Source organism: Duganella sp. SG902 (assembly GCF_013376005.1).
Taxonomy (GTDB): Bacteria; Pseudomonadota; Gammaproteobacteria; order Burkholderiales; family Burkholderiaceae_D; genus Rugamonas.
Genome location: NZ_JABMJK010000003.1, coordinates 214,884 through 232,870, shown reverse-complemented (window position 1 = coordinate 232,870; position 17,987 = coordinate 214,884). Strand labels below are relative to the sequence as shown.

The 17,987-nt window shown below is 68.1% G+C and carries 11 protein-coding genes; 6 read left to right on the top strand and 5 right to left on the bottom strand.

Annotated features, from left to right (window positions below; translation table 11 throughout):
• Positions 1-26: 26 nt before the first annotated feature.
• Complete coding sequence (locus FHW83_RS07685) at positions 27-4,496, bottom strand: translocation/assembly module TamB domain-containing protein (protein WP_176645780.1); 4,470 nt, start codon at positions 4,494-4,496, stop codon at positions 27-29.
• Positions 4,496-6,349 (bottom strand): autotransporter assembly complex family protein, encoded by a 1,854-nt coding sequence (locus FHW83_RS07680; protein WP_176645779.1) that lies wholly within the window; start codon positions 6,347-6,349, stop codon positions 4,496-4,498. Before FHW83_RS07680 ends, FHW83_RS07685 begins: the two co-directional genes overlap by 1 nt.
• A 90-nt stretch (positions 6,350-6,439) precedes the next feature.
• On the opposite strand from FHW83_RS07680, the gene queC reads away from it, so the two are divergent.
• Positions 6,440-7,147, top strand: a complete 708-nt coding sequence (gene queC / locus FHW83_RS07675) for a 7-cyano-7-deazaguanine synthase QueC (protein ID WP_176645778.1) — start codon at positions 6,440-6,442, stop codon at positions 7,145-7,147.
• A complete protein-coding gene (locus FHW83_RS07670; protein WP_176645777.1) occupies positions 7,148-10,201 on the top strand; it encodes a CHASE domain-containing protein in 3,054 nt (1,017 codons plus the stop codon).
• Between the two features lie 4 nt (positions 10,202-10,205).
• Here FHW83_RS07670 and FHW83_RS07665 read toward each other — a convergent pair whose 3' ends face one another.
• On the bottom strand, positions 10,206-10,598 hold the full coding sequence (locus FHW83_RS07665) for a hypothetical protein (RefSeq protein ID WP_176645776.1): 393 nt from the start codon (positions 10,596-10,598) through the stop codon (positions 10,206-10,208).
• Positions 10,599-10,877: 279 nt separating this feature from the next.
• Here FHW83_RS07665 and FHW83_RS07660 point away from each other — a divergent pair, with 279 nt between their 5' ends.
• On the top strand, positions 10,878-11,120 hold the full coding sequence (locus FHW83_RS07660) for a hypothetical protein (protein ID WP_176645775.1): 243 nt from the start codon (positions 10,878-10,880) through the stop codon (positions 11,118-11,120).
• Between the two features lie 53 nt (positions 11,121-11,173).
• Here FHW83_RS07660 and FHW83_RS07655 read toward each other — a convergent pair whose 3' ends face one another.
• On the bottom strand, positions 11,174-12,244 hold the full coding sequence (locus FHW83_RS07655; protein ID WP_176645774.1) for a porin: 1,071 nt from the start codon (positions 12,242-12,244) through the stop codon (positions 11,174-11,176).
• Positions 12,245-12,320: 76 nt separating this feature from the next.
• Between FHW83_RS07655 and FHW83_RS07650 the strand changes: the two genes are divergently transcribed.
• The 3 genes from FHW83_RS07650 (at position 12,321) to FHW83_RS07640 (ending at position 15,631) form a co-directional block, all read left to right on the top strand.
• The gene (locus tag FHW83_RS07650; RefSeq protein ID WP_176645773.1) at positions 12,321-12,809 is read left to right on the top strand and encodes a hypothetical protein; all 489 of its coding nucleotides are present in this window, start codon (positions 12,321-12,323) and stop codon (positions 12,807-12,809) included.
• A gap of 190 nt (positions 12,810-12,999) precedes the next feature.
• Entirely contained in the window at positions 13,000-13,545 is a 546-nt protein-coding gene (locus tag FHW83_RS07645; protein ID WP_176645772.1) for an FxDxF family PEP-CTERM protein, read from the top strand.
• 142 nt (positions 13,546-13,687) lie between these two features.
• Positions 13,688-15,631 carry a GAF domain-containing sensor histidine kinase gene (locus tag FHW83_RS07640; protein WP_176645771.1) on the top strand — a complete coding sequence of 648 codons (1,944 nt, stop codon included), beginning with the start codon at positions 13,688-13,690 and terminating at the stop codon, positions 15,629-15,631.
• Positions 15,632-15,633: 2 nt separating this feature from the next.
• Here the strand turns inward: FHW83_RS07640 and FHW83_RS07635 are convergent, their stop codons facing one another.
• Positions 15,634-17,904 (bottom strand): ATP-binding protein, encoded by a 2,271-nt coding sequence (locus tag FHW83_RS07635; protein ID WP_176645770.1) that lies wholly within the window; start codon positions 17,902-17,904, stop codon positions 15,634-15,636.
• Between the last annotated feature and the right edge of the window lie 83 nt (positions 17,905-17,987).

Sequence of the window (17,987 nt, the reverse complement as noted above, 5' to 3'; positions counted from 1 at the left end):
GATCCTGTCCCCGATCACAATCCCAGCTAGTCGAACGCCCAGGTGTAGAGCACGTCCAGCGCGTTGTTGGTGCCGGTCTGGAACTGCAGCGTGATACGCGGGTTCAGCTTGTATTTGAGTTTCACCAGACTGGTCGCGGTGCTCGCGCCCTGCTCAAAACTCAGGTAGGCGCGCGAGGACAGGCGCTTGCCGACCGTGACCACGGTGTTCTGCAATCCCGTCGCCGCGCCGGCGCTTGAGGTGCCGGCCGCTTGTCCCACGCCCAGTTCATCCACGCCCAGCGCGCTGGCCAGCTTGCCCTGGCCGGCGCCGCCGAACAGCGCGCCAGCGGCGGTGCTGAGCAGGGCCATGTCGTTGCCGGCCGTGTTGTCGATGCCATGGCCCAGCACCAGCCAGGCCAGCTTGTCGCTGTCCGAGACCGCCGGCGTGGAGACCAGCTTGGCCTGCGGCGCCAGCGCGGTGCCGCGCACCTCCACGCCCGCTTCCACGTTGGTTTCGCTGAGCGCCTCGCCTTCCGGGCGGCGGCGCACCGCCAGGATGTTGAGGCCGGGGTTGTCGTAGGCGCCGGTGAAGTTGATCACGCCGCGGTCGATCACCAGTTTTTGCCCGTAGGCGGCGTAGGTGCCGCTGACCACGCGGATGCTGCCGTTGACGCGCGGCGGACGACGGTCGGCGACGCGGATGCGCAGCGTGCCGGCCAGTTCGGCGTCCAGACCTTTGCCTTTGAGTTTGAAGTCGTTGCCGAGATCCGCCTCGACGTCGATATTGAGCGGCATGCCTTGCGGCGCCTTGACCGGCGCCTTGCCTTTGCCGACGATGACCACGTCGTCGCTCAGCGTGGGCGTGTCGGCGCCGGCCAGTTCGATGTTGGCGCGGTCGGCGCGGAATTTGCCGTCCAGCTGGAAGTGCCTGGCGTCGCGTGTCAGGCTGCTAGTGCCACTGATGGTGAGGATGCGGTCGGGGCGCGACAGCACCTCCAGCTTGTCGGCGCTGAGCTTGAGCTGCATGGTGGCCTCGTTGCTGGCGTAGCGTATCCAGCCATCGGCCTGGGCGCGCCCTTGGGCGCCGTCGAAGGCCAGCTTTTGCAGCTGCAGCTGGTCGCCGGTGAGGTGGGCTTGCAGCTGCCCGTTGCGCAGCTTGATGCCCTGGTCCAGCCAGTTGACGCTTAACTTGTCGCCGGTGATGTCGCCGTTCAGCTGTGGCGCGGCGATGGTGCCGCTGCCGCTGATGGCCATCTTCAGCGTGCCGTCGATTTCCAGGCCGGGTTGGCCGGCCAGCGGCGCCAGCCAGGCGAGGGAACCCATGTTGGCGCTGCCGCTCATGGTGAAGCCGCTGTCGTCGGCCAAGCGGCCGTCGTGCAGCTGTGCGCTGCCATCGAGCCTGGCCTGGCCGGCGCGGGTGCCGTCGACATTGAGTTGTACGCGCAGGGTGCCGTCGGTGACGTCGGCGCGCGCGTCCAGCGTGCGCAGGCCAAGCGCTTGCGGCAGGTCGGCGCCGACGATGGTGAGGTCGCCCTGTTCGCGGTAGACGTGGACGCCGCCAGCCAGCGTGCGGGTGGCGGCCTGCAGGTTGATGCCCCAGTCGGCGCCGATGGTCATATTGCTGCGGACGTTGTCGCGCCAGGCGTCGGAGAGTTGGGCCAGGTAGTTGACCGGCACGCCGGCGGCCTGGCCTTTGCTGCGCCAGGTGGCGCCGTTCTTTTCCAGGTAATCCACGCGCACCGAGCCGGCGGGCAGGTTGATGGTGGTGGCGCCCAGCGCGATCTGCTCGGGCTTGAGCAGGCCGGCCACCCCGGTGCCGTCGGGCGCGACCAGTTTCAGCGGCGCCGGCGCGGCCAGGGTGAGGGCGAAGCGGCCGCGGTTTTGCAGGGTGTCGATGGCGCCGGTCCAGCTGTCGTCGGCCCAGCCGCCCTTGACGCGGATGGCGGCGTCGAAGTCCGGGTTGCTGGCGCTGAGCTGGATCACGTGCGCGGAGCGCGTGCCGCTGGTCTGCAGGCGCGCCTTGTCGAGCGAGATGGCCGGCGAGACATAGCGTGTGATCTCGATGTCGCTGACGAGCGGCACATCGGCCATCACGTCCGCCCCCGCGCCCGCGCGCGCCGCCGCACGCGTGTCGCGCGAACGCCCCGGAGCCGGAGCCGGAGCTGCGCCGCCGGCCATCGCGATCGTGTTGCCGAGCGTGGCGCTGCCTTTGATGCCGCCGATCTCCTGCTGTCCGGGCGCGCGCAGCTTGCTGCCGTTGAGCGTGAGCGCGAGCGCCGGCCGCGCGCTGGTGCCGGACAAGGTGCCGCTGGCGGACAGCGCGCCGCCGAACTGCGGCCCGAGCGCGCCCAGTTGCGGCGCGTCGAGCTTCCATTCCAGCTTATCGAGCGCGCTGCCAAAGCTGCCCTTGGCCTGCAGGCTGTTGGACGCCAGCCGCAAGTCCACGTCCGCATTGCTCACGCTGCCCTTGGACGCGGTCAGCTTCGCGTATCCCGACAGCGGCGCATTGGCGAACGTCGATGGCTGCAAGGCCAGGTTCACGCCCGCGCGCCAGTCGTCGGCCAGCCGCGCGTCGGCGCTGAAGGTGGCGTTGACGGCGCCCGCCTGCGCCGCGCCGAACGACGCGGGATTCAAGCGCTGTATGCTGCCGTTCAGTTTCAGCTCCGGCGTGCCCTTGACCACGGCCACGTCGCCGGCGGCGTGAATCAGGCTGTCCGATGGCCGCTTGGCGGAGGCGAAGCCCAGGCCGCGCGCATCGGCTTCAAAGCTGCCGCGTGGCGCGCCCATGCTGCCGGTGACGATGCCGCTGGCCGCGATCGCGCCCAGCAGATCGCTGTTCACCGCAGACAGCTGGCGCGCATCGACCTTCCAGCGCAACTGCTCGCCCGGCGCGCCGAAGTTGCCGCTGACATCCGCCGTGTTCTGCGCCAGCGACAGGTGCGCGTCGACGCCGGAGATATGCCGGGCGTCGGCATTCAGCTTGCCGGTGCCGGTGAAGGTTTGGCCCATCAATTTGCTGGCCTTGATCTGGAACCCGGCCGCCACCTGCCACGCCGGTGCCAGCGCGCCGCTGGCGTTGATGTCGGCGTTCAGGTCCGCGATCGGATAGCCGGTGCCCAGCGCCGATGGATCGAAATGATCGGTGCTGATTTTGGCGGTGAAGGTTTGCTTGTCTTTCAGGCTGGCCTGGCCGGTGGCGCTGATGCTGCCTTTCTTCGCCTGCAGGCGCGCCTGATGCAGTTGCAGCAGCGCGTTGGCCAGCGAGGCTTGCAGGTCGAGGCGCAGGCCCTTGTCGGCCAGCGCGGCGGCCAGCGTTTGCCTGGTCGGCGTGCTGGTGAGCGTGATGTCGCCGGCGACGGCGGTTTTGTTGATGCTGGTGTGGAGGTTCTTCAGGTCGATGCGGTCGGTGTGCAGCTTGAAGGTGGCCGCGTCGATGCCGGCTTCCGGGCCGCTGCGCTGAACCTTGCCGCCGCCGGTGAATTTGCCGGCCGGTCCAAGGTCGAGCAGCACATTGTCCAGCAGGGAGGCGGTGAGGGTGCCGTCCAGGCGCCCGCTGAATGCCTGCAGCGGCAGGCCGTTCTGGTCGAGCGGCGCGGCCTTGCCCTGGTTGAGCAGGGCGAACTGGCCGGACAGTTTTTGGTCCCTGGCGATGGCCGCGCTCAGCTTGAGACTGAATTTGGCTTGCGGCCAGCTGGCGTCGAAGCCGGCCGGGTCGAGATCGCGGCCGGTCAGGTCGAGCGCATGCAGGATGATGGCGTCGAACGGCGCCAGCGCCACCACCGCCTCGCCGCTCGCGCCGTTCGCCGCGCCCTGCGCCTTCAATGTCATCAGCGACAGGTCGCCGGCCAGCTGCACCGCCAGCCGCGCGCCGGCCGGCGCCGTGCCGTAAGCCAGCGTGGCCTTGCCTTGCAGCGCGAACGGCCTGGAGCCGGCGATGGTGGCGTCAGCCTGGATATCGCCAAACGCCGTGTGCGCGGACGCTTGTTGCAAGCGCCACGCAGTGCGATCGCCATCGAGCTGGAAGCGCAGGCGCTCGATCACGTTGCTACCCGCCTCGCTGGTCAGCGTCAGCTTGTCGAGTCGCCCGTCGGAGATGCTGAGCCGGATCGGCGAGGCCAGGGACTCGGGCATCTTCGCCGGCTCGGAAGGGCCTGAACTTTGCACCACCAGACTGCGCGCGTGCAGCTCGCTGATCGTCAGCCCCCCGGAGAAATACTGCAGCGGCGACCAGTTGATGTCGATCTGCTCCGCCGTCACCACCGTGCCTTTGTCGCGATACACCAGCTTATCGATGTGCATGCGGTGATACAGCGAGCCACTGACGCCGCTGACCGCGATCTGCCCGCCGCTGGCGTTGGCGATCCGCTGCATCAACTGCTGCAGGGTCGATTCCCGCCCCAGCAGCCAGAACGCGCCAAACAACAGCACCGCCAGCGCCGCGAAGCCGATCGCCAGCCGGCGCGGCCAGCGTCGCGGTGCCGCCACCGCCTGCGCCTTGTCCTCTTGATCTGCCATTAGAAAGTGAACCCCAACGAGAAGTGCAAACGATACTTGTGCACCGCGTGGCCATACGCCACGTCGACATTAATCGGCCCCACGGGACTTTTCCAGCGCGCGCCGACGCCGTAGCCGGACTTCGGATGCAGGGCGCTGACCGTGTCGCCGGCGTTGCCGGCATCATAGAAAACCGCCGCGCCATACTGCGGCTTGAACCAGTACTGGTACTCGGCGCTGGCGGTGGCCAGATAGCGCCCGCCGGTGATCGCGCCATCCACCGGCACGCCCAGCTCCTGGTAGGCGTAACCGCGCACCGATTGGTCGCCGCCCGCGCGGAACAGATACACCGCCGGCACGCCGCTCTTGTCGCGCGAAGCCAGCGCGCCGGCCTCGCCGCGGAAGATCGCGTTCGAGCTGGTGCCCAGCGGCAGATAGGCCACGCCGCGCAGATAGCCGCGCACGAACGCCTCATCGGTCAATATCGGCAACAGCGCGCCGCCCACCTGCGCGTTCAGGGCGTAGCCCTTGGTCGGGAACAGCAGGTTGTCCAGCTTGCGCCAGGTGACGCCGTACGTCAGCGGCAAACTCTTGCTCTGGCTGGACGGCACTCCGCCCACCGTCTTGGTCTCGGTCAGCAGCTCCAACGTCAGGCTGCGCTCCAGCAGCGGCGTGCCCCAGGTGCGCTTGCCGGCGATGCTGGCCACGCTGGTCACCTCGCCCGAAATGTCGCTGCGCTCGAACGAGGCGCCGATGCTGTCGTTGTAGCCTTCCGGCGTGACCGGGAAGTAGAAATTGCTGCTGGCGGTCTGCTTCTTGGTCTCCAGCGTCAGCGCGCTCTTCATGCGCAGGCCGAACACCGACAGGTCGTCATAGGTGAGCGAGGCGCGGTTGCCGGTGTTGGTCGAGTAACCCAGGCCGGCGCTGACGTTCTTGCGCTTGTTCTCCACCACGCGCACCAGCAGCGGCAGGGGCGCCATCGGCGCGCTGGCGTTTTGTTCCGGCGTCATGGCGGCGGCGTCCAACTGCTCGTTGAGGATGGCGCTCATGTCCGCGCTGACGTCCACGCTGGCGAAATAGCCGGTGTCCTGCAGGCGCGATTGATACGACTGCAGCGCCGCCTCGCTGTAATAATCGCCGGGACGAATCTGATTCAGGTTGCTGACCACCGAGGCCGGGTAGCGCTTCAAGCCCTCGATGCGCAGCTCGCCGAAGCGCATCTCGGGGCCGCTGTCGATCACCACCCGCAGGTTGGCCAGGTGCGCCTCCGGATCCACCGTGGCCTGGCTCTCCACCAGCTGCGCGCGCGGATAGCGCGTCTGCACCACCGAGCGCAAGGTGGCGCGCTTGGCCGACTCCCAATCCTCCTGGCGGAACACCGCGCCTTTCTTCAGCGGCCACCCGGCCTTCAGCGCGTTGACGTCGAAGCGCTTGTCGGCCGGCTGGTCGGGGTTGGCGGCGAAGCCCTGCAGCGTCAGGTCCACCTCGCCCACGCGCACCGGCTCGCCCGGCTCCACCTTGACCAGCACCAGCGGCGTGCCGGTATCGCGGTCCAGCCGCGCGCTCACCACCGGGGAATAGTAGCCGTCGGTCGCCACCAGCGTGCGGATCTGCTCCGGCGCCACGCGCACCATGCGTTGCAGCTGCTCGCGGTCCATGCGGTCGTTGCCGCGGAAGCGCACCAGGTCGAGGTTATGTTCGAGCAGCGCGCGCACGTCGGCGGGGGCATCGATGCGCACCTCGTATTGCAGGCCGTCCGCCGCCTGGGCCGCCACGCTCAGGATGGCCGCGCCGAGGCAGCCGGACCCTTTTGCCACAACTTGTGCCAAAATTCGTGATCCTGTCCATTTTTTTGCTGGCGATGCCGGTAACATGAAACTCCAAGTAGATTTGCGCTTTGCGCATGTTACCGGATTGGCCCAAAAGATGGCGTACTAATAATATTGCTTCATCTGGAAAAAACTATGCTGCCTACCGATTCCGCCCTGGTCCTGTTTAGCGGAGGCCAGGACTCCACCACCTGTCTCGCCTGGGCGCTGAAACACTATGCGCGCGTTGAAACCATTGGTTTCGACTATGGCCAGCGCCACGCGGTTGAACTGACGGTGCGCCCGCAGCTGCTGCAAAGCCTGCGCGCCCACTCGGCCGACTGGGACGCCAGGCTGGGCGAGGACCACATGATCGACCTGTCGCTGATCTCGGCCATCTCGCACACGGCGATGACCCACGATATCGCCATCGAGACCCAGGCCAACGGCCTGCCGAACACCTTCGTCCCCGGCCGCAACCTGCTGTTCATGACGGTGGCCGCCACCGTGGCCTACCGCCGCGGCCTGACGGTGCTGGTGGGCGGCATGTGCGAGACCGATTTCTCCGGCTATCCGGACTGCCGCGACGACACCATGAAGGCGCTGCAGGTGGCGCTCAACCTCGGCATGGACACCCGCATCAAGCTGGAGACGCCGCTCATGTGGCGCGACAAGAAACAGACCTGGGAACTGGCGCAAGAACTGGGCGGCCAGGCGCTGGTGGACCTGATCCGCGACGGCACCCACACCTGCTACCTGGGCGAGCGCGGCGCGCTGCACGACTGGGGTTATGGCTGCGGCACCTGCCCGGCCTGCGCCCTGCGCGCGCGCGGCTACCATCAGTTCGTGGGCACGGAGGGGTAGATGGCCGGCGACGCCCAGGCACGGCTCGGCCGCGTGCTGCAGGAGCTGCTGTCGCCAGCGGTCCTGCCGGTGCTGGTGCTGGGCGGTTGCCTGGGCGTGACGGCGGTGCTGTGGCACGGCGCCCGCGTCGACGCCGAGCAGGATGCGCAGGCCGATTTCGACGGCCGCGTGCGCGAGCTGGTCAACAATCTCGACCAGCGGATGCAAACCTATGTGCAGGCGCTGTATGGCGTGCAGGGCCTGTTCGCCAGCTCGCAGCACGTCGACCGCGACGAATTCCACACCTACCTCACCGGGCAGGAACTGAACCGCCACTTCCCCGGCGTGCACGGCGTTGGCTACATGCAGCTGATCGGGCCGCGCCAGCTGGAGGCGCACCAGGCCATCGTGCGGCGCGGCGGCTATCCCGACTACCGCGTGTTCCCGCCCGGCCAGCGCGACTGGTACGCGCCGATCGTCTACATCGAGCCGTTCAGCGACAGCAACCGCCGCGCGTTCGGCTTCGACGCCGCCTCCGAGCCGCGCCGGCGCGCCGCGCTGGAGCAGGCGCGCGACTCCGGCCTGCCCGCCATGAGCGCGCGCATCCGCCTGGTGCAGGAGGGCGGCGCGCCGGAGCAGGCCGGCTTCCTGGTGGCGCTGCCGCTGTACAACCATCCGCAACCGACCGCCACCCTGGCCGAGCGCCGCGCCGCCATCCGCGGCTGGGTGTACGCGCCATTCCGCGTGGGCGACCTGATGGCCGGGCTGGGCGGCCCGCGCGCGGCCGCGCTGGACGTGGAAATCTACGACGGCGACAGCGTCGATCCGGCGGAGCTGATGTACGACAGCGCGCCCAACGCCAGCCACGCGCTGCGCTTCACGCGCCAGCAGATCAGCATCGCCAGCCATCGCTGGACGCTGCGCATCGCCATGCTGCCGGCGGCAGGCGCGGGGCGCGGCGACAAGGCGCGGCAGATCGGCGGCCTGGGCGTGGCGCTGAGCGCCCTGCTGGCGTGGCTGACCTGGCTGCTGTCGCGCGGCCGGGTGCGCGCGCGCGAAGGGCAGCGGCGCAGCGTCACGCTGGCCGAGGAATTGAAGGAGGGCCAGGCCACGCTGATGGTGCTGGCCGACAGCGCGCAGCGCAGCCAGGCCATGTTGCGCAGCATTCTCGATTCGACCGTGGACGGCATCCTGGTCGACAACCTGCGCGGCACGGTGCTCAACTCCAACCGTCGTTTCCGCGAGCTGTGGAACGTGCCCGAGCACCTCGACTGGCAAAGCGACGGCGCGGTGCTGATGGCCCATATGCGCGCCCAGCTGCGGCATCCCGGCGGCGGCCTGCGGCTGGACGAGCCGGCGCAGATGACGCTGCCGGGCGTGCAGCGCGGCGCGCCGCTGGCGGAGGAGCACGAGGTGCTGCACCTGAAGGATGGGCGCGCGATCGAGCGCCACACGCGCGGCCTGCAGCTGGGCAGCGAGGCGGCGCGCATCTGGTCGTTCCGCGACATCACCGAGCGCACCCGCATCGAGCGGCGCGAGCAGACCCGCCGCCACGTGCTGGAGCTGCTGGCCACCGGCGCGCCGCTGCAAACCATCCTGGAAAGCGTGGTGCAGGGCGTGGAGGCCGACCACGAGGACATGTTGTGCAGCGTGCTGCTGCTGGACGAGGATGGCGAGCACCTGCTGGTGGGCGCGGCGCCCAGCCTGCCGGCCTTCTTCAACGCCGCCGTGCATGGCAAGTCCATCCGCGGCGGGCTGGGCGCCTGCGGCCAGGCCATCCTGACGCGCAGCCGGGTGATCGTGGAGGACATCCGCAGCGCGCCGTCGTGGGCGGAGTACCGCGACGTGGCGCTGCAGGCGGGGCTGGGGTCGTGCTGGTCCGACCCCATCATCAGCGCCAGCGGCGCGGTGCTGGGCACGTTCGCGATCTACCACCGCGAGGCCCGCCTGCCCAGCCTGGCCAACATCGCGCTGATCGAGCAGGGCGCGCGGCTGGCCGGCATCGCCATCGAGCAGGCGCGGGCGGCGCTGGCGCTGCGCGCCGGCGAGGCGCGCTTCCGCAGCCTGTACGACCACGCGCCGGTGGCGCTGTGGGAGCAGGACTGGTCGGCGGTGCGCAACGCGCTGGCCGAGCTGGAATTGTCGGGCGTGGACGACCTGGCCGCCTACCTGCAGGCCAACCCGAGCCAGCTGCGGCGGCTGGCCTCGCTGGTGCGCATTCTCGACGTCAACGCGGCGGCGCTGGAGCAGGTGGGCGCGCCGCCCGGGCGCAAGGACGTGGGCGAGCTGACGCTGGCGCAAAACTTCGACGCCGCCGCCCTGCCCAATTTCGCCCGCGTGGTCAGCGCGCTGGCGCGGGGCCAGCATTTTTTCGCGTGCGAGGGCAGCTTCGAGCGGCTGGACGGCGTGGCGCGCCTGAACGAGCTGACGCTGCTGGTGATGCCGGGCCATACGCACAGCCTCGATTTCGTGATCGTCTCCACGCTGGACATCACCGAGCGGCGCCGCATGGACGACGAGCTGCGCGTGCTGGCCACCACCGATTTCCTGACCGGCCTGCCGAACCGGCGCGAATTCATGGCGCGCCTGCGGGAGGAGGAGGGGCGGCTGCGGCGCGACATCGGCGCCTGCGCGGCGGTGCTGCTGCTCGACATCGACCACTTCAAGCGCATCAACGACGAGCACGGCCACGCGGCCGGCGACGCCGTGCTGCGCCAGCTGGCCGAGCTGATGCGCGACGGCCAGCGCAAGATCGACATGCTGGGCCGCATCGGCGGCGAGGAATTCGCGATCCTGCTGCCGGGCACCGAGCTGGACGCGGCGGCGGTGTTCGCCGAGCGTCTGCGCCAGCGGGTGGAGCGGACGCCGATGCGGCTCGACGATGGGCGCGCGCTGGACGTCACGGTCAGCATCGGGATCGCGGTGATGGGCGGGGCGGCGCCCGGTGGCGACCCGGCCCTGATCCGCGCGGACCAGGCGCTGTACCGCGCCAAGCGGGGCGGCCGCAACCGGGTGGAGGTGATGGCGGCGGGGGCGGACCGGCCGGGGCATCAGGTCCCGGCCGCTTCCGGTTGAAACCTTAGACCGCTTGTTGCATCGTGGCCTGCAGGCGTTGCTTGCGCGGGCGGCTGACGAACAACCAGTACAGGCCGATCGGGATCAGCAGCGGCAGCAGCAGGGGCGAGACCACCGCCACCGCGACCACGGCCGCCAGGCCGACGCCGAACACGGCCAGGATGCCGAGGCTGGCGAACAGCACGCACAGGAAGATCGCCACGCAGGTCATGATCACGCCGGCCAGCAGCATGCCGGCGCCGCCGAAGGTGACCGCCAGCAGCGCGCCCAGCGGGCCGTCGATCTCGTCGCCGTCGATGTTCACAGTCATGCCGTCGCCAAACATCGACTGCCATGCGGCAACTACCAGCAGGAAGATGAGGGTGGCGAAGATCAGTTTTTTGGCTTTGCTATTCATGGCGTTACCCCGGTTCGTTGTGTTGTGATGCCGTTTGGCATGGTTGAACTGTACCGATGGCGCCGCGCGGCGGCCACCGGATTGCGACAGACCGGCGGAATCGCGGGATGAAACGCGCAACTCCGGGGTCAGGTCCTCCATTTCTACACGAGCTCCGCCGTAGCCGAGGGCTACGGCGGAGCTCGTGTAGAAATGGAGGACCTGACCCCGGAGTTGACCTTGATTTAAAGGCATGGTGGTCTACACTGATAATCTCACTTGCACATGGAGGGCATGAACATGGCTTGGCTAGCAATGAGCGAGGGGCAATCGATCCCCTCGGTACGTCAATGTACGCGGCGCCAGCGCAGCGCCCAGCGCCTGTCCGGCGGCGGCCCGAAAGGCCCGCCCTCGGCGCCTCCCACCATTCCGCCTATCATCATCACGCCGTTCAGCTACCAGATGCCGGAGCCGGCCATCGACCCGCGCATCACGCCGCTGAAGCCGCCCATTACCGAGCGGCCACCTTGCATGACCTGCTGAGGTCGACTGAGGTTCCCCCCCGCCCGCATGCCTTGCGGGCTTTTGCGCTGGCCTCAGAAATTGTGCCGCAGCCCCAGCACCACGCCCTTGAGCGTGGCGCCCGGCCGCGCGCCCAGGCTGTTGATGGCGAAGTCCACCACGCCGTTGCGCCGGTTGGAGAGATGGCTGTAATACGCGTACATGGCGCTGCGCCCGGACAGCGTGTAGTCGTAGCCCAGCGTGGCGTGGGTGGCGCCGGTGGCCGCGCCCTTGCGGGCAAAGCCGATGGTGGTCCCGTCCGGCGCGCTGCCGCCGCCATCGCCGGCGTGGCCCACGCTCAGCTTGACGCCGTGGCGGCCGATCTGCCGCGTGATGGATAGGTAGGCGTCGTGCCGCTCGAGCGTGCCGGCCGGCGTTTCGTAGCGCAGCCGCTCGGCCGCCAGCGCCACCCGGGTCTCGCCCCAGCGATAGGCGGCGGCCAGCTTGGCGGCGCTGTCGTTCAGTCCCGGTCCCTGGTACGCGTGATGGCGCTCGTAGGCGGCGCTGGCGTACCACGCGCCTTGCTCGTACACCAGCGCGCCCGAGCTCAGCGACGGCCTGGCTCCGCTGGCCGGCCGTTCCTCGCCCACGCCGCGGGCCAGACGCAGTTGCAGGCCGTTCCACACCGGCGTCCAGTAGTGCACGCTGTTTTGCTGGCGGCGGTCGAAGGAGGAGGTGTCGCTGGTGTTGTTGACGCTGGCCGCCGAGCCGTTGCCCATGATGCTCATGTAGCCGGCCGTGGTGGGGTAGTAGGGATCGAGGCCGGCGCTGGCGCCGTTGTAGGGCGTGCTCCAGTTGCCGGCGAACAGGGTGCCGGCCGCGCCGCTGAGGCCGACACGGGTGTCGCGCGCGGCCGGGCTGCCGGCCCCGGTGTCGGGCGACAGCGTGCCCTCGATCTGGAACAGCAGTTTGACGCCGCCGCCCACCTCTTCCTCGCCGCGGAAACCCAGCACCGAGCGGTTGTTGCTCAGCCGCGAGACGCGCGCGCCGGCGTTTTGCACGCTTTCCAGCCCGACGTTGAGGCGGCCGTAGATCTGGAGCGCGTCCTGGGCGCAGGCGCCGCCGCACAGGGCGGCCAGCAGGGCGGGAAAAATCTTGCGTTTCATTGCCGGTTCCTATTGTTGTTGCGGTGCTAGCCGCTTATTATTCCACCCCGACTTTTCTTTCGAAACGACCATAAGTATGAGTAACGACTACCCCGAGGCCGGCGGCGACGCGCCGGTGCAGGAGGACCGCCGGTGGCAGGGCAATGGCTGGACCGCGCGCGTGATCAAGAACGAGGACGACGACGGCTGGGCCGTGGCCATGATCAAGGATGGCGAGCCGGAGCCGGCGCTGGTGGGGCCGTGGACCATGGGGCGCGACAAGAAAAATCCCAAGCCGCTGGACGTCAACGCCTTCAACACCCTGGTCAAGACCGCCAGCGAGGTGATCCGCCGCCATGAGCAGCAGTTGCACGCCCAGCTGCACAAGCATGTCAGCGTCGGCACCGATGCCGGCCCGGTCAGGGTCTGCCTCGACATCACGCCCGACGAGGACGATCCCTACGCCACCCTGAGCGCGTTCGACCAGTACGGCGAGCAGCTCGGCCGGGCGCGCGTCGCTCCCAACTTTAAACTCACCGTAACATCTGCTTCCATGTGGATAGAAAATGGCTTTAAAAAGCCTTAAGATTGGCTTAATTGTAACTTAGTTCTTGAAAGCTCCAATGCTTGAATAGAATTAAGATTTCATTAAGAAAACGTGTAAGCGGTTGTAACATCCAATCGTGCGCCCCCGTTTTTTACGAGCTCAGCTGATAAATTTGGAACCTCCTCGAGCGGTGTACCCACACCGTTTTTTTTATACAACAGGAGGTTTCATGAAAATAGCAAAACGCATCGCAAGCGCAGTGGTAGTGGCCGGCGCGGCCCTGATGGCGCAGGGCGCCATGGCGGCCGATATCAGCAATCCGGACGTGGCGCTGGACCTGAGCAGCGGCGGCGACATCTTCGGTCATCTGTTCACCGGCAACAACGCCGCCAACACCTTCGCCGAACGTTACACCTTCACCCTGAGCGAAGGCAGCTCGATCTTTGCCGACACCTTCTCGTCGTCGGGCAACGCCAAGAACGGCCTGGACATCCTGGGTCTGAGCCTGTTCAACGACGATGGCCTGGTGCTGAAAGGCACGCAGCTGTCGACCGGCAAAACCGATCAGTGGGAACTGACCTCCGGCCCCCTGGCCGCGGGCAACTACTTCCTGCTGGTGAGCGGCACCGTGCTGTCGAAAGCGGCTGGCGCCTACACCGGTAGCGCCACCGTGACCGCCGTACCCGAGCCTGCCACCTACGGCATGCTGCTGGGCGGCCTGGGCCTGGTTGGCGCGGTGGCCGCGCGTCGCCGTAAATCCCAGGACGCCGCGTAAGTAGACGTCCGCGCGCAACCGCGCAAGCCGGGCGGCGCGCGCCGCCCGGCTCCGGCTTCATCATGGCGCTGGCCGACACCGGGCCGGACCTGCTAGTATTTCCTATGCGCATGTACCGCATCGCCATAACATAGGAAAATTGATGGAAAGTCGACTCTCCCGGCTGGAAGCCGTCCAAACCGTGCTGCTCGAGATCGGGCAGAAATCCAGCAGCTGCACCGATATCAGTGAATTCCTGCAGGCCGTGCATGCCGCGCTGGGCCGCATCATGTACGCCGCCAACTTCTTCGTCGCGCTGAGCAACGAGGACGGCCCGCCCAACCTGGTGCGCTTTGTGTACTACGTCGACGAGGTGGACGAGCCCCCCAGCCGCGACGAGCTGTTCGAGCTGGTGGCGGGCGAATCGCCCACCGCGGCCGTGCTCCTGAGCCGCGAGCGCATCGTCATGACCGCCGCCGAGCACCACTCCAAGCGGCAGGACAACGCCGGCTTCGGCATCGGCACCGTGGCCGAGCACTGGATGGGCTGCCCGCTGTTCGACCATAATCACCAGGTGCTGGGCGCGGTGGTGATCCAGAGCTACGACAAGCAGCACACGTTCAGCGAGGAGGACCAGGCCCTGTTCGCCCTGATCGCCAACCATGTCTCCAGCGCGCTGCAAGGCCTGCAGAGCATGGACCGGCTGGAGCGCGCGGTGCAGGAGCGCACGGCCCAGCTGCAGCACGAGGTGGCCGAGCGGCGCCGCGCCGAGAACATCCAGCGCGGCCTGTACGAGCTGGCCAACCTGTCGGCCACCGCCACCGGCGGCAGCCGCCTGAACATGCGCCTGCACCAGATCATCAGCGAGCTGCTGCCGGCCAGGAATTTCCTGATGGCGCTGTACCACCCGGACACGCGCGAGATCAGCATCCCGTATTTCGTCGATGAGAAGGACGAGCAGGCGCCGGTCAAGCGCTTCGACTACGGCATCGGCATGTCGTCCTATGTGCTGCAGCGCAAGCAGGCCATGCTGCTGGACCGCGCCGGCTTCAAGGCGCTGGTCGACAGCGGCGAGATGGAGCATCCGCTGGGCAATGTCGACATCCACAGCTGGATGGGCGCGCCCATGCTGCTGGGCGACGTGGCCTATGGCGTGATCATCGTGCAAAGCTACGACGCGACGGTGCGATACACCCAGGCCGACCTCGACATCCTGGCCTTCATGGCCAGCCACGTGGCGGTGGCCATCGCGCGCCTGCAGGCCGACCGCCAGATCCGCCTGTCCAAGGAGCAGCTGGAGGAGCAGAACGCCGCGCTGGAAAACGCGCTGACCTCGCTCAAGGACGCCCAGGGCGAGCTGGTGCGGCAGGAGAAGCTGGCCTCGCTGGGGCGGCTGGTGGCCGGCGTGGCGCACGAGATCAACACCCCGCTGGGCATTTGCGTGACCGCCACCAGCCACCTGGTGGAGGAGCTCAAGCTGACGCGCGAGGACCTGGCCAACGGCACCCTGGACGAGGACGGCCTGACGCAGTTCTTCGACATCATCGACCAGTCGCTCAAGATCATGACCACCAACACCCAGCGCGCGGCGGCGCTGGTGCGCAGCTTCAAGCAGGTGGCGGTGGACCAGTCGTCCGACGATATCCGCAGCTTCAACCTGCGCAAGTACCTGGACGAGGTGCTGCTGTCGCTGCAGCCCAAGCTGAAGGGCAAGCCGATCCAGGTCGAGATCGATTGCGACGAGCACATCAACATGGCCAGCTTCCCCGGCGCCATCTCGCAGATCGTCACCAACATGGTGGTCAACTCGCTGGTGCACGGTTTCGAGGAGGGGCAGTCGGGCAAGATCAGGATCAGCGGCAAGGTCGACGGCGACTTCGTCGACTTCGAGTACAGCGACGACGGCGCCGGCATGGACAGCGGCACGCTGGCCCAGCTGTTCGATCCCTTCTTCACCACCAAGCGCGGCTCGGGCGGCAGCGGGCTGGGCGCGCACATCCTGTACAACCTGGTCACGGGCGCGCTGGGCGGCACCGTCAAGGTGGCCAGCGCGCCCGGCATGGGCCTGCACTACAGGCTGCGCTTCCCGAAGGTCAAGCGCAAGTGAGGTCAATCGCCGGGCGCGGCGTCCTCGCGGTAGCGCGCGACGAAGGCGCTCAGCGCCAGTGACTGGTAGCCGCGCGCCAGCGTGTGCAGGCGCGCCGCGAAGGGCGCGTAGGCCGGATCGAGGGTTTGCAGGTGGTCGGCCCACTTCCTGATCTCGCGCATGTTCCCCAGTTGCGCCAGTTGCCACAGGGCCTCGATCTGCGGCGCCGGCGGGACCGCCAGCGGGGCGCCGGCGTCGTCGGCCGGGATGGCGGACTCCGCCGCGTCGGCCCCGGCGATCCAGCTCAGCGACAGCAGCGTGCCGATGGTGTGCAGCAGGGCGTCGTGGTCGATCGGCTTGACCAGGAAGGCGTCGGCGCCGGCCGCGTACGAGCGCGAGGCGTCCTCCGGGCTGGCGCTGGCGGTCACCGTGATGATCGGCGTGCGCCGCCACGCCGGCATGGCGCGTATCCGGCGCGTGGTCTCGTTGCCGTCGAGCAGAGGCATCATGACATCCATGACGATCAGCTCGGGCTGGAAGCTGTCCAGCAGGACCAGGCACTCCAGGCCGTTCTCGGCGGCCGCCACGACGAAGCCGGTGGCCTGCAGCAAGGCCACCAGCATCGCGCGGTTTTGCGGCACGTCGTCGACGATCAGCAACCGCTTGCGCTCGCCCTCATAGGCGCCCATGGCGTGCGGCGGCCGCGCGCCCGCCGGGCTGCCGGCGGCGAGCGGCGCCAGCAGGTCGAACCAGAACGTGCTGCCCTTGCCCGGTTCGCTGACGACCGCGATGGCGCCGCCCATCAGGCGCACCAGCTGCTGGCTGATGGCCAGGCCCAGGCCGGCGCCGCCCTCGCGCCGCTCCATGTTGCCCATCTGTTCGAACGGCTGAAACACGCGCCCCAGTTGTTGCGCGCTCATGCCGATGCCGCTGTCGGTCACCTCGAAGCGCAAGCCGGCGGCGGGCTGGCCGTCGACGACTGCCGGCGCCGCCGGCGCCGGCAATATGCGCAGCGAGACCGTGCCGCGATCGGTGAACTTCACGGCGTTGCCGAGCAGGTTGAGCAGCACCTGGCGCAGGCGGGTCTGGTCGATGATCACCGTGTCCGGCAGGCCGGCGGCCAGCTCGTAGTGGAAGACCAGGCCTTTTTCCTCGGCCTTGACGCGCACGATGTCGGCCACCCCCTTCAGGAACGCGGCCAGCGCGGTGGCGGCCGGGTACAACGCCATCTTGCCGGCCTCGACCCGCGCCAGGTCCAGGATGTCGTTGATGAGGGTGAGCAGATGCTGGCCGCTCTCGTGTATGGTGGCCAGGCTGGTGGCCTGCTGTTCGGTCAGCTGGTGGCCGTCGCGCCGCAGCAGCTGCGCGTAGCCCATGATGGCGTTGAGCGGGGTGCGCAGTTCGTGGCTCATCTGCGCGATGAAGTTGCTGCGCTGGCGCGCCAGCCGCAGCGCCTCGGCCAGCGCCGCCTCGCGCGCCGCCTCGGCCGCCTTGCGTTCGCGGTCGATGGCGGTCAGGCTGTCCAGGCGCGAGTTGCTGGCCGACAGGCTGAAGCGCAGGTGGAGCAGGCCCAGCGACAAGCCCAGCAGCCCGCAGCCTATCCACGCCGAGACCAGGCCCATCAGAAGGTTGGTCTTCGATATCCATTTGCCGCGGAACTTGATCGAGCGCAGCTCCAGCGCGACCGGTTGCCCGGGCGTGAGCGTCACGGTGGACAGCTCGATGGCCGTGACGTGGTCCAGCCGCGTGTAGCTTTGGGATAGGGGCACCTTGTACGAGCTCCGCCACCACTCCGCCGTGTGCAGGACGTTGAGCGGAATCGTGAAGACCGGCTGCGGCGGCAATTTGATTTCGGCCTCGTTGAACCGCTGCGAGTTCCAGTCCCCGGCGACGGACAGCTCCGGCTCGAAGTTCATCAGGTGCAGCTTGATGACTTGCGGCTCGCCCCTGTAGCGCAGGTCGAAGGTGATCGTCTCGAACTGGGAAAAGTCCACGCCCCTGATCGGGTCGCCCACCAGGAATTGCATCTTGCAGAACCGGTACACCACCTGGGTCGCCCCCGGCTGGCAGTGCATGGTGAGCGCGTCGTCGGTGCGTGTCAGCGTCGACACCGAATCGCCGTTCAATTCCTTGCGGTCGTCGGCCAGCCTGACCCCGTGCGGCTGGCGGGCGGAAATCTCCAGCGTCCTGGTCATGCCAAAATGATGCCAGATCAGCAAGGTGGGCGTGGCCACCAGTAACAGCGTCACCAGGTAGGAGCTGATCTTTACTGGGCGGGAGAGCGTCTGGTTCATGGCCGGCCAATGGCTTGTTGGAATAGCATGAGTTTAACGCGAAGGCCGTTCACGTCGCCTGTATCTTGCAGAGTGACTAGCCT